Source organism: Nitrosomonas oligotropha, assembly GCF_009833085.1.
Lineage (GTDB): Bacteria > Pseudomonadota > Gammaproteobacteria > Burkholderiales > Nitrosomonadaceae > Nitrosomonas > Nitrosomonas oligotropha.
Map to the genome: position 1 here is coordinate 33,670 of NZ_QRBZ01000037.1, position 12,701 is coordinate 46,370.

At 50.1% G+C, this 12,701-nt stretch carries 13 protein-coding genes; 5 read left to right on the top strand and 8 right to left on the bottom strand.

Annotated elements, in window-relative coordinates; all coding sequences use genetic code 11:
• Nucleotides 1–3: 3 nt before the first annotated feature.
• Nucleotides 4–876, bottom strand: coding sequence for a DUF6502 family protein (locus ABD07_RS12195; RefSeq protein WP_160818509.1), 873 nt, complete (start codon nucleotides 874–876; stop codon nucleotides 4–6).
• A 224-nt stretch (nucleotides 877–1,100) separates the two neighbouring features.
• Here ABD07_RS12195 and ABD07_RS12200 point away from each other — a divergent pair, with 224 nt between their 5' ends.
• Both ABD07_RS12200 and ABD07_RS12205 read left to right on the top strand, forming a co-directional pair.
• Entirely contained in the window at nucleotides 1,101–2,918 is a 1,818-nt protein-coding gene (locus ABD07_RS12200) for a copper oxidase (protein ID WP_240142545.1), read from the top strand.
• 91 nt (nucleotides 2,919–3,009) lie between these two features.
• A complete protein-coding gene (locus tag ABD07_RS12205; RefSeq protein WP_160818511.1) occupies nucleotides 3,010–3,654 on the top strand; it encodes a hypothetical protein in 645 nt (214 codons plus the stop codon).
• Between the two features lie 248 nt (nucleotides 3,655–3,902).
• On the opposite strand, the gene ABD07_RS12210 is transcribed toward ABD07_RS12205, so the two are convergent.
• Both ABD07_RS12210 and ABD07_RS12215 read right to left on the bottom strand, forming a co-directional pair.
• A complete protein-coding gene (locus ABD07_RS12210; protein WP_160818512.1) occupies nucleotides 3,903–5,027 on the bottom strand; it encodes a hypothetical protein in 1,125 nt (374 codons plus the stop codon).
• Nucleotides 5,024–5,533 (bottom strand): DUF4365 domain-containing protein, encoded by a 510-nt coding sequence (locus ABD07_RS12215; RefSeq protein ID WP_160818513.1) that lies wholly within the window; start codon nucleotides 5,531–5,533, stop codon nucleotides 5,024–5,026. Before ABD07_RS12215 ends, ABD07_RS12210 begins: the two co-directional genes overlap by 4 nt.
• An 828-nt stretch (nucleotides 5,534–6,361) precedes the next feature.
• Between ABD07_RS12215 and cysK the strand changes: the two genes are divergently transcribed.
• From cysK to ABD07_RS12230, 3 genes are read left to right on the top strand one after another with little or no spacing between them, the layout of a single operon-like run.
• A complete protein-coding gene (gene cysK / locus ABD07_RS12220) occupies nucleotides 6,362–7,342 on the top strand; it encodes a cysteine synthase A (protein WP_160818514.1) in 981 nt (326 codons plus the stop codon).
• A complete protein-coding gene (gene epsC, locus ABD07_RS12225) occupies nucleotides 7,339–8,289 on the top strand; it encodes a serine O-acetyltransferase EpsC (RefSeq protein ID WP_160818515.1) in 951 nt (316 codons plus the stop codon). The genes cysK and epsC overlap by 4 nt, the downstream gene beginning before the upstream one ends.
• A gap of 32 nt (nucleotides 8,290–8,321) precedes the next feature.
• Nucleotides 8,322–8,735: a GlcG/HbpS family heme-binding protein gene (locus tag ABD07_RS12230; RefSeq protein WP_108698123.1), complete on the top strand. Its 414-nt coding sequence runs from the start codon at nucleotides 8,322–8,324 to the stop codon at nucleotides 8,733–8,735.
• A gap of 52 nt (nucleotides 8,736–8,787) precedes the next feature.
• Here the strand turns inward: ABD07_RS12230 and ABD07_RS12235 are convergent, their stop codons facing one another.
• From ABD07_RS12235 to cysB, 5 genes are all read right to left on the bottom strand, one after another.
• Entirely contained in the window at nucleotides 8,788–9,279 is a 492-nt protein-coding gene (locus tag ABD07_RS12235; protein ID WP_160818516.1) for a DUF2165 family protein, read from the bottom strand.
• Nucleotides 9,280–9,411: 132 nt separating this feature from the next.
• Nucleotides 9,412–10,281 carry a Tim44 domain-containing protein gene (locus ABD07_RS12240; protein ID WP_160818517.1) on the bottom strand — a complete coding sequence of 290 codons (870 nt, stop codon included), beginning with the start codon at nucleotides 10,279–10,281 and terminating at the stop codon, nucleotides 9,412–9,414.
• A 147-nt stretch (nucleotides 10,282–10,428) separates the two neighbouring features.
• A complete protein-coding gene (locus ABD07_RS12245; protein WP_240142546.1) occupies nucleotides 10,429–10,896 on the bottom strand; it encodes a DUF3293 domain-containing protein in 468 nt (155 codons plus the stop codon).
• Nucleotides 10,868–11,422, bottom strand: a complete 555-nt coding sequence (locus tag ABD07_RS12250) for a c-type cytochrome (protein ID WP_160818518.1) — start codon at nucleotides 11,420–11,422, stop codon at nucleotides 10,868–10,870. Before ABD07_RS12250 ends, ABD07_RS12245 begins: the two co-directional genes overlap by 29 nt.
• Nucleotides 11,423–11,504: 82 nt before the next feature.
• Nucleotides 11,505–12,455 (bottom strand): HTH-type transcriptional regulator CysB, encoded by a 951-nt coding sequence (gene cysB / locus ABD07_RS12255; RefSeq protein WP_108698127.1) that lies wholly within the window; start codon nucleotides 12,453–12,455, stop codon nucleotides 11,505–11,507.
• Nucleotides 12,456–12,701 lie beyond the last annotated feature (246 nt).

A 12,701-nucleotide genomic window follows, 5' to 3' on the forward strand; every position in this document is an offset into this window, starting at 1 on the left:
GTGCTAGGAGTGCGAATCGCTTGCTTGCCCGGAGGTTTTTTCCGCCTCGACCGGCTCGCTGTAATAATAAATGCCAAATGTCATGCGGTAATCCGGTTCGCATTTTTGCGCATCGGTTTTTTCCAGTTCCAAAGCGCTCTTGTTGATCGCAAGCAAGGATTCCATGCCAAGCTGCGCGGATTTCTCTGCGAGAATTTTGACAGAATCGGCGCTCAATCCATCGTAGTAGACGCTGCGCTCCAGAAAAGGCTGATTGTGACCGAGCAAGTTGCTGGTTGCCGCCGCCGCGTGATCGTGCAAGTTATGGCCAAAATAAAAAACTTTTTCGTCAAAGCCATGCGCGGGAATGAACGCCGCCGTATTGAGACAAACGCGGTTTTCTTCGTCGAAGTGCGCCACGCCGAGCCTTAACCACTCATCAAGCACAACCCGTGAGCGGATATCGCAGCTCACACTGGCGACCAATCCCTCAAAAGAAATATCGCCCCCTTCCCGGGCGAATCTTGGCAGCCGCTTGGGTTGATTGTTTTCGTCCAGATAACGGGGATCGCTGCTCCAGAGACTGACCAGCCGGGCGCCGAGTGAAACCGCTTGCGGCGTGGTTTCGGTGTCGGCATAACTGCCATGGCGCAAGCGCTTGATGTCTTTGCGGTGAATACCGGTCAGCAAACTGAGATGACTATCCGTAGAAGGCTTGCCGCCGATTTTGAAGTCGTTTGCCGCCACTTCGACAAATAAATCTTTCAGCATTTCCGTCAGGAAAGGATAGGTAATTCCTTTGGCCAGCATCAGTTTGATGAATGGACGTAATACCCGGCGCACTGCTGTGATCAGTGCCGGTGAAAGGTTTGAATTGGTTGAATGAACACCATGCATAACAATTGTCCGCGAGGAAATTAAACGCCATTAACTAATGATTGCAAACCATTTTAGCATGTTGTGGGAAAATATCACACAAATTGTTGACATGGAAAATTTTCCCACGTATAGTTCATTGTGTGCGGGAAAATATCACACAAAAATGGCTTTCATCAATGATGCATCGAAAGCTGCCGTTTTAGTAAATGTTGAATGAGAGATTCTCTATGTTTGAATTATCAATGATAAGAAAGAGTAAAAGGATCATTGCCAGCAGTGCGGCGATCCTGGCTTTATCGGCAAACAGCGTTGCGGCTGATAACCAAGTCAATTTTGCACTAACCGATATCCCGGGCCGCTGGTTCGATACCGGATCGTCAGTCGCGGGAAGCCGCTCGATTGCCATCGCCACACCGGGCGCAAGAGTCAATTTTTCAGGAAATTCCAATACCGTGCATACCAGAACCAGTTTGATTTACCCGACTGGCGCGGCGGGCATGCCATTTAATACCGATCCCAAAAAAGGCGGCGATAGTTTGACGCTGACAACGCCGGGACTGTATGTCTTTACTTGCAGTATTCACCCGTACATGTTCGGTGCGGTGATTGTGGACGATCCGGCAACTACCGGACTGGACCTGGGTTCTTCACTCAGCTTGATCAACGGTATTACGGTTCCAAGCAGCAGCGATCTCGCTACACGGTTGTTACGGACATTCTTCATTGCGACCAATCCGGCTAATTGGCAGGATTATGCGAAAAATGCACCTTGGCATATCACTTATCCCAACGTCGATGTGCGCGTGGACATCGGTGTCGTCAATTTGCCCGCCGTATTGAATGCGCGCTACGGCAATGATATCAATTTGCCGACGCTGCAAAATCCCGCGACCCCGGCGGTTGGGGAAATCTGGGCAGCGACGCAATTTGAAATGACTGCGGGAAAATCCAAACCGGGAACTGTGTCCGCAATCGATGGCACTAACTGGCAAGTAACGCGCAAGGTGGCGCTGCCTTCGATCAAAATGAACAATCCGCACAATATGTGGACTGATAAAGATCAGAACGTGATCTATGTAACGCAATGGTTTGACAAAAAACTGACGGTTTATGACCGCAAAACCGGCGCGCTGATCCGTAACGTATCCGTCGGTGAAGCGCCAGCGCATGTGATGACCTTGACCGATACGGATAGGCTGCATATTACTAACAATGGCGATACCCGCACGGATTCCGTGATGGAACTGAGTCCGTTGGCTGCCCAAGTGTTGCGCCGGGTGGATATCGGACGCGGCAATGCGCATGCGCACTGGATGAGTCATGACGGTAAAACCATGGTGACGCCGAATGTGCTGAGTGGGGATACCACGCAATACAATTTCAAAACAAATTCCATCGATGCCATTTTGCCCGTGAGCGGCCATTTCAGCCATCCACTGGCCACCGGAATGATGCCGGACGCCAGTAAGTATTACGTTGCTAATTTACTGGACAGCACCATCACCGTGGTTGATATGAAATTACATACCGTGATCAAGCACATTAACCTGATCGAGCATTACGATCCGCTATCCGGCGCTATTTCCGGTCCTGTCGGCGCGTTGCCGGTGCAAACCCCGGTATCGCCGGACGGGAAAAATATGGTTACGGCGAATACACTGACCGGTACGATCACCATTATCGATACGCGGCCCAATCTGGCGACAACCGATGAAGTGGTGGCTATGCTGCCATGCGACCCCGGTTGTCATGGCGTGCAATATGGCGCCAAGAAAGGAGGCGGTTATTACGCCTACGTGACGAGTAAATTCTCAAACCGGATGCTGGTCGTAGATCCTGATCCCAACGGCGATGGCGATCCATCCGATGCCAAGATAGCAGGTAAAGTCGGACTCTTCGCCGCAAGCTCTACCGCTAAGGATGACACGATTACGGCTAATCCTGGCATGGGAGGACAAGGTATTCTGCCGGTTCCGCTGGTTTATAACGGCTGGGTTCAAAATTTACCGGCAGCGTGGCGCAATCAATTGACTGCGGCACAGCAAGATCCAATTAAGTAACGGAATGTTGGATAAGAAGATAGTTTCAGAAATAGGTTGTTAATTTAACTGTTGTACAGTGTTTGTTACTTTTATCAATGAGGAGAAAAAAATGAGTTCAGGACATGACGGATTTGATGATGATTCATCGGGACACGAGCACAAAGCTTTTAAGTTCACGATTGTGGATAGTAAAGTAACGGCTGCATTTGAGCTAAATGATGGTGTGTGGGAAACAAAATCGATCGACGATGACGGCAGTGAAACCTACGTAGTGGAAGGAATCGAGGTTGTTCGTACCGAAGTCAAATCTTTCGGCACGGAAATAACCCGCTACGCCGACGTCGATGGCGATGGCACGTACTTACGAGTTTCGGAGCAATGGACAATTTCTCCGGGCGCCAGCGGCACGGTTCCAAAGTTCTCCGGACCGCTGAGATTCTCACCCACCGATAACGATGATGATATCGCTGTGCGCGCCGGTGAAGATTGCTCTGGCGGACGTGGTTCCGATGATTTTGTAATCCGCGATGCATCGCATTTGCGCATCGATGATTTCAGCTCGCTGGAGCACGATATGCTGGTTTTCGATACCGGCCTTGGCTTAACGTCGAAGGAACACTTGGCCAGTTTTGTTACCGATATTCATCAAGAAGGCACCAATTTTATTGTGAACTTCGGTTCCAATGTATCAATCACGCTAATTGGCGTGCAACCGGATCACATCAGTTGGGATGATGTCAGCGTACTGAGCTGATATCCGCACATTGAGGGGTTTTTAACCCCTCTCGTTTATCAATTTGAGCTTCTCTGGATTTCCCAAATAGGCCGTATTGCGCCGTTTTTGGGAAGCAGGGGAGTGTTTTCTAAAAAATTGGCTAACTGTACATTTTTTGGAATTTACAGATAAAGGAATTTACCATGAACACTTTACTTATCGGCCAAGAGCATTTGCTGCAAGCGAAGATTGCGTATACGCCGCGCAGTGTTCCCTGGTACGAAGTGTTAGACATCGTTGACATCGACAGACGATATGGATTCCAGAGACCACGTGTTGCCCTTTCGTTGCAACTGCCCGCTAGCAGCGAGTCGCTTTCCCTTGGAGTGTGCGTCTATCGATCGTAGGTAGAACTCCGGGCCAAGACTCATCTTGACTTCAATCAGACCGTGTAGGTTGTGATCAACCTTTACGGCAACAGTGCGTTTTGCATCTCCATCCCCGGGATTGGTTGCGCAATGTAGATTAACCACATAGCCAACGATTCGATCCAAGCTTGGCTTAACGATTTTGAGTTGCTCAGAGACGAATCTAAGCATGTTGATTTGCGGCTCGCCTATGAAACACTCCTTGAACAGGACAACATCCTCAGGCGGTGTGACAGAAGACGCCCAGTCAATTCCCAAGTCGAAAGCGATCTTGCCATCAAGGCCAATATCAGCCATCGCGTCACACATCCGTGCATTTAGTGCAAATTCATATGCTTCGATCAGAACATTTGGTTCTTCCCGACTGACCGAGTTTTCTAGCAGGAGCACGCCTCTTGCAATCCTCTCGACCATCTTTCTGTGTATTGGCGCATCAAACAGGTCATCCACTTGTTCCGGTTTGGTAATCGTGTTTGAGACTTCAAAACCAAAACTCCCGCTAAACGTGTGGCAGAACTCGAAGCCAGAAAGTAGATCAGAGGCGTTCGGCAATGGTTGTTCATAGTGAGGTTTTGCATCAATTTCTGAGCATGCGGAGTAAAGCAACAAATTTCGCATCGCTTTCACATGCTTTGATGCATCTCCAATCGGGATAGACGTGGCGTCGTTTGAGACTCTCAGCCGAATCAGAAGGGAGTCGGTATTTGAGCCAACGATGTCGGCGCATACATCTGCGATGGGGCGTTCTTCAACTTGACCAATTGAGAATACCGCTTGGTCTATTCGGGCACGTGTATCAGTAAAATGGTCGTCAGCGGGAAGAACCAACTCAAGTGGGTTTGGTGAATCGACTTGAAGTCGGAAAATCTGCCATTTGTTGTTTCTGGTCGTTGTTCTGCGCCAGCCCAATCGCTCTAGATACGAGCGAATGTCATAGAGACTGATTCGACCAAGTAGATTGCTTTGATCGCGGAACCGATTCATGACAGAGCCCCTTCATAGAGCTTCTGTTTCAACTCATGCAGTGACTCGGGGGTCAGCAGCTGATTCCGTGGAATGCGTATTCTTTGGGACGAAGTATTTTTTGTTTCCGCGCCATCGATAAAGTGGTAGTAGCAGCACTTTCTAATCATAAGCTCGTCTTCAGCTACGTTTAGCCATGCTTCCTTTTCCTTTGGAAAACAGCACACCACGAGCGCGCAAGGCATTGACGAGTTATCTCGCCTAAACACGAGCCGATTGTATGCATCTGCTTCAAGATCAAACACGACATGTGCGTCTTCGGCAGACCAATTGATGCTTGCCTTCAACTGCAATTCAAGGAACGCTCCAAGGTCGATTCGTTTGTTTCTGTGCTCTCCGATTTTACGAACTTCCAAGTCGATGCCATAGTCCTTGGCTACAGCATTTGGTGCGAAGCCAGAATACGCAATGATGGCGCTCACGTAGGAAACGCTGATCAGTTCCTCAATTGTCTGGGTAGGCAACATCGTTTCGGCGGTACCTGATACCTAATGTAATATATACGACAAAAAATGTCGCATAACCTGGAATGGAATGTTGTATGACATGGTTAAGTTTTCCTAACTGCTTATTACTTAATAAACTTTAGAATAAAAAACTGCGAATATAGGGTATAAGCGCATCATTTGCTTTTCTCGTTTAAGTAACGAGGGCTACAAATACATACCTGTAAGAAACAATTATCGAATATAGAGGTTTATCGCCCCTAAGACAATCAGTTAATCCTGTAAGCTGTGCTTTCCAAGCACTCGGATGCAAAGACGGGGTGCGGGTGAGCAGCACTACTGGAAGTTATGCGCGGTTGACATCGAGTTATTACTTGCGTTGCAGTATTCAAGCCCATTATCGAAACCCGAGATAGTATCAAAACGCCAATTGAAGATTTGCTCGGTAAAAACTGCGTTTCTTTCGCAGTTCATTCCGGGAGATGCAGGTATGGGATTCTGATTTGCATTGATACAAAGAACTCATCGTGACCCGGATCACGCGGTTAGAAAAGCGCAGGATTTCGGCATCGGCATTAATTGGTTCTCAATCGCAATATTAAATTCCAATTGGATTACAATCAGACCCATTTCACGGGCGGCGCCGGTGGTGGAGCGAACCGGACGGAAGAAAAGGTGTTGTTCTCGCGCATGCAAATTGTGTTCTGAGTTGTTTCTCACGGGTTCAAATCAACCGGTTTTCACTTTCAGCTTCGGAATGAATGCGCTATAGTGAAATGGTTATGTTCCGGTATCACAGTTTGGTTATGATGCGCGGGCAATTGCATCGCATACAAAAAAGGAAAACTCATGGCAAATTGGTTTGAAAATAATTCATTATCGATTGGGCGTACCCCGCTGGTGCGGCTCAATCGGGTGACTGATGGCGCGGCGGCATTGGTGCTGGGGAAAATCGAAGGGCGTAATCCGGCATATTCGGTGAAATGCCGCATTGGCGCGGCGATGATCGACGACGCGGAACGCAGAGGTTTGCTGGGTGCGGGAAAAGAAATTGTCGAACCGACCAGCGGCAATACCGGGATTGCATTGGCGTTTGTCGCAGCGGCGCGGGGAATTCCGCTGACCTTGACGATGCCGGAAACGATGAGTGTGGAACGGCGCAAATTACTGGTTGCGCTCGGCGCTAAACTGGAGTTGACCGAAGGTGCGCGCGGCATGAACGGCGCTTTGGCCAAGGCGGAAGAAATCGTCGCTTCTAATCCCGGCCGCTACGTGTTGCTGCAACAGTTCAAGAATCCGGCCAATCCGGCCATCCACGAAAAAACCACCGGGCCGGAAATCTGGGACGACACCGATGGCGCGGTCGATATTTTTGTCGCAGGCGTGGGAACGGGCGGCACGATTACCGGTGTGTCGCGTTATCTCAAGCAAACCAAAGGCAAAGCCATTACCTCGGTGGCGGTGGAGCCTGTTGCAAGCCCGGTGCTGTCGCAAAAGCGCGCAGGCGTGTCGCTAGCGCCCGGGCCGCATAAGATTCAAGGGATCGGCGCCGGTTTTGTGCCGGATAATCTCGATCTTTCGCTGGTTGACGAAATCGAGCAAGTCAGTAATGAAGAAGCCATACTGTATGCGCGGCGTCTGGCGCGCGAAGAGGGGATTTTGGCGGGCATTTCCTGCGGCGCTGCGGTAGCGGCTGCGGTGCGCCACGCTAAACGTCCTGAGAATGCAGGCAAAACCATTGTGGTGATACTGCCGGATTCCGCCGAACGTTATCTGAGCAGTATTCTTTTTGAAGGTATGTTTGATGCGCAAGGCTTGGCAACAGAGTGAACAATAGCAAGCGAACACGGGATCTTTTGCTGCGCAGTGCGCAGCTGGATGTAGATAGTATCGTAGCGGAGCTGCGCACGCTGCGGCTGGCGTCGTTGGAAAGCCGCAACCGGCATGACCGGCCGCCCCGGCTGCCGTCGCGTCGGATTCTGGCCAGTGTTGCGGAAGGCTTGAGCGCGGCCATGTTTCCGAACCGGCTGGGTTCGTCGGAGCTGGCGGACGAAGGCATCGATCATTATGTCGGGCATACCTTGAATATGACGTTGCGCGAGCTGATGGTGCAGATTCAAAATGAACTGCACTACAACTCGGGACTGGAAATGCTCAGTGATGAAGATCGCGCCCAATCGATTGCCATTACGCAATCCTTTGCCAAGTGCTTACCGCAAATCCGTACACTGCTGGAAAGCGATATCAAGGCGGCGTATGAGGGCGATCCGGCGGCGCGCAATCTCGATGAAGTGCTGGTGTGCTATCCCGGCATCATGGCGATCTTGCATTACCGGCTGGCGCATGTTCTGCATGGCTTGGGCGTGCCGTTGATCGCACGCATGATTTCGGAAATCGCGCATTCGGTAACCGGTATCGAAATCCATCCCGGCGCGCAGATCGGCGGCAGTTTCTTTATCGATCACGGCACCGGCGTGGTGATAGGCGAAACCGCCATCATCGGCCAGAATGTCCGCTTGTATCAGGCGGTGACACTGGGCGCCAAGCGTTTCCCGGTGGATGAGAACGGCGCGTTGGTGAAAGGCAATCTGCGCCACCCGATTGTCGAGGACGATGTGGTGATTTATGCCGGTGCTACGATATTGGGGCGTATTACCATCGGGCGCGGATCGACGATCGGCGGCAACGTCTGGTTGACGCGCAGCGTGCCGCCGGGCAGCAATATTTCTCAAGCGCAGATGCGCCAGGAAGTGTACGAAAATGGCGCTGGAATTTGATTTGTGCGATTTTATTTTAAACAAGGGTAATTATGACGGCTCATAAACTTATACTGACGTTGGATGACGCGAAGAAAATAGCCGCCGGGGCGGAAGCGGAAGCCAAACGGAACGGCTGGCCGGTGGTCATTGCCATTGTCGACGATGGCGGGCATTTATTGCATTTGCAACGCCTTGACGGGGCGCAGTACGGTAGTATTCAAGTCGCGATGGAAAAAGCGCGCGCGGCGATCGCATTCCGCCGTCCGACTAAAATATGGGAAGAAAATATTGCCGCAGGGCATTTGCGCTATTTGAATTTGCCTGGAACATTACCGATCGAGGGTGGCTTGCCGGTTACGATCGACAATCAATTTACCGGCGCGGTCGGTGTCAGTGGCGTGCGGTCGCATCAGGATGCGCAGATTGCTCAGGCCGGGATTGATGCTTTGTTATCGAATAAGTAAGCCGTAGTATCCGCGGGCTGTTTTTTATATCGCCGGGAAAACCGGCGGTCATTCAAATTTGCTGTTCTTCAGCCTGGCCCAGGTAAATGAGGATGGCGGCAATGATCATCACTAAACGGAATGCAGCCTGCTGTCCATTGGCTGTTTCCGATTGCCACATCAAAAACCATTCGCCGCCCATCGTCATGAATCCGGTAAACCACAGTAAAAAGCCCAATGTCAGTCCGAGAATTGCCAAACCTTTTGCTTGATTGAAAGCGACGGGATTCTGGATGCACCGGTATAAACGCAAACCGCCAAGCCAGCACAGCGCGGCAATAGCGATTTCGGTGCTTATGATGAGGCCGTAAACGGTGTGATGGATGACCGGAGAATGGATGGCGCGCCATAACCCTTGATTACCGGGAAACGTGGTGTCCATCATCAGCACGTGGGCTACCAGGGTGAAATTCGAGTTGTAGTCGGTGAGGTTATTGAACGCCACCAGCGAAGCGTACAGTGCAAAAGCCAGCACCAAGACAAGTTTTGATATTCTCGTATACATGACTCTGACTCAAGCGGAAATGCTGCGCATTGATGAGGAGTTACAAAAGAGACTTTGCTGTGGTTGAAACCCGGCCAGATTAGTCAGAGGCTTGTCTGGCCGGGCTATTCACAATACTACATGGCGTGGAAATTACGAAACTTGCTGAATTCCGGACAATAACCAGGTGGCGTTAGGATCTTTCAGATCTTTTTGCACGTGCCAGATTTCATCGAATGCTTCCGGTTCCCCATTTGGAAGTTCGCGCAGCTGGCCGGTGAAACGCACGCTGGCAATCGCCATGTCCTCGGTAGTTTCCACTTCCAGCAAATTGGCATCGATAAACATGACTTCCGATTTATGTTGGGTATCGCCACTTTCCTGCATTTGTGCGCTGATTTCCGCCAGCATTTCCGCGGTTGTGAAATCACGGATTTCATTGATGTCGCCACGATCATGCGCAGCCTGTAAGCGGATGAACGAAGCTTTGGCGTTGCGGATAAAAGGTTCTACTTTGAAATCCGTGGGAATATTCGGTTGCTGATATGCGCTTCCGCTGTCTTCACCGGACGCAGTTTCTGCGGGTGCAGTGAAGGGGGGCGTATTGAAGCGGTCTTGCGTGCCCACAGCGCCCATGCCGGAATATTGCATCGAAGCGGCGTGCTCCGCTTTGGGTTTTCGCAGCATACGGATGACGAAGAAAACAACGCCGATCAGTAACGCCATAATCACAAAATCCATCATATTGATATTTTCAAACGCGCCACCCATGAAGAGCGCAGCCAATAAGCCGCCCGCTGCCAGACCCGCTAATGCGCCGCCCCATTTGCTGCCAGCGGAAGGAGCCGCAGCCGGTGTTGCAGCAGGTGCTGCTTTTTGCGTATTGGGCGCTGCTTGCTGATTGACCGATTGGCGTTGCGTGCCGATATTTTTACCGCCGCCCATACGTTTTGCTTCCGCATCGAAAGCGAGCAATCCAAAACTGAGAAAAGCCAAAGTCAGAAAGGTGAGTGTCTGCTTCATCGTTTTGTCTCCCAAACTGTTATTAAAAGATTGAGTATAGCATCGTGCTTGTATTACCAGCTATACAGAATTTTTCGACCTTGAATATCCTGAAAAATTTCAAGTTATTTTGGTTGCTGCTAGTAATGAATGAAATGCCTGACGGTACTAGCGCAGCAAGACTAGACGTGGAATTGCATCACGCTCTATCCACACAATCGCGTTTTGGCTAAATTGCTGCCCCAATGATTTGGCGCTGTGCATATCGATTCCGGGGATAAAAAAACTTTTTTCTGCCGGCCATACGCCAGCCGGATCCGTGTGCACACTTTCAATGCCTTGATAGGCATGACCGGCCAGGAAATGTCTGAGCGCTTCATGCGCCGCTATGTTTTCCTCACCGCTGACTGATTGGCTGCACGGATTATAGGCGCTGATGATTGCCGCGCATGACTGATTTAATGTCGCCAGGAATTGCGCGAGCGGTTCGGAGTATTGATCGATTTTGAGCGTAATGCAGTCAGCTGCGGTGCCGATCCGGTAGTCCGCATGGGTGTAGTTTGCGATCAGTGAACTGGAGATGGTTGAGGAAATGAGATTTTTCCGGTTAATGTTCATGCGCATGGCTATGGTCATGCGCGGAATCCTTGGTTGAATGGACGAGCTCATTATATTGCTCGGGTGTCATTTGACTCATTTTGAGGATGAAGGCGGCCATCGCCCAGATCGAGTCATCGTCGTGACTGAGTCCCCAAGCCGGCATGGCGGTCATTTTCAAACCGTTTTTGATGACCCAGAAATATTCCTTGGCGCGATCCTCTATTTCGGCTTGATCGATGACCGGTTCGCGCTGATGGAATACCGGCGGCTGAGGGTATAAACCGGCGGAGAGTTCCGTGGGCTTCAAGCCGGGTGCGAGATGGCAGACCGGGCACATGGCATCGTAGTGAACCGCGCCAGTCTGCAGCAGCTTCTCATCATCCAAAGGCGGTACTGCCAAATTCTTGGCGCGTGCTTCAATGGAGCTTTCACGCACCCACTCGATGATTTTTTCAGTGACGGCCCAGTGTTTTTCGGTGGCTGCCATATTGTAAGCACCGGAACCAAGCGCGGCTATGACCAGAGCGAGTAATACCAAAAACAAACTCAGAATCTTTTTCATGTTTCACCTCATTAGATGATTGAGTGCTGGTTGCCTGGGCCGGGTAGCTTCGTGATCATGCTACTTTCAATTCCGGTGAGAATCAACTTGCATTCTCGGGATCGGCGGATTTGCCGCTTTCCAGCTTGGTTTGAATGCTGGCGTGATCAAGATGCGGTGCAAACATTTCGATGAAATCAAAAATATAACCGCGGATATAGCTATTGCGGCTGATACCGATGCGTGTGGTGCTGGGTTCAAATAGATGACTGGCATCGATGGACCGAAGGGTTTTATCGCGCTTGGCATCAAAAGCCATGTTGGCGAGAATACCTACACCCAATCCCAGTTCCACATAGGTTTTAATCACGTCGGAGTCAATTGCGGTGAGTACCACATTGGGTTCCAGCCCGCGGCTTGCAAATGCTTGGTTGATTTTTGAACGGCCGGTAAAAGTGGAATCATAAGTAATGATGGGATATCGGTTGATCGCTTCCAGCGTGAGCTTTTTTAATTTCAGCAACGGATGTTTGGGTGGTACGATGATGCAGCGGTTCCACTGATAGCACGGCAGCATGACAAGTTCTTGATATTGTTCCAGCGCTTCGGTGGCGATTCCAATATCCGCTTCACCTGAAGTGACCAAAGCGGCAATCTGTACCGGGCTGCCTTGCCGCAAAATGAGTTTGACCTTCGGGTAGCGCGCGGTAAAGCGTTTGATCACGGGCGGCAGGGAATAGCGTGCCTGGGTGTGAGTGGTCGCGATGGTTAACGTGCCACCGGCTTCGTTGGTAAATTCTTGCGCTATTTTCTTCAGATTGTCAGCATCGCGCAGCATCTTGACGGCTGTTTGTATGATCAATTGTCCTGGCGGTGTTATTTTTACAATGCGTTTACCATTGCGCAGAAAAATATCGACCCCGAGCTCTTCTTCGAGCAATTGAATCTGCTTGCTGATGGCTGGTTGAGAGGTGTGCAGATTTTTTGCCGCTCTGGATAAATTCATATCATGATTGGCGGTTTCGCATAAATAGCGCAGTTGCTGAAGTTTCATAGGTTACGCCTGCTAATAGAAAATGGTGATATATATCTAATATAATATTATTTTGATTTATAAATAGGTATTGATATCATGCCATGCGGTTAAAAGGGAAAAATGCAGTTGCAAGATTTATTCTGTCAGGTTCTCTGATCAGTTTCATTTATCATACACACTAGAATTGATTGCCGTGACAAGTTACAGGCGATTGCGCTTGGTTTTTTGATAAAATAACAAATTACGCTAAGCTCCAGTAGTAAA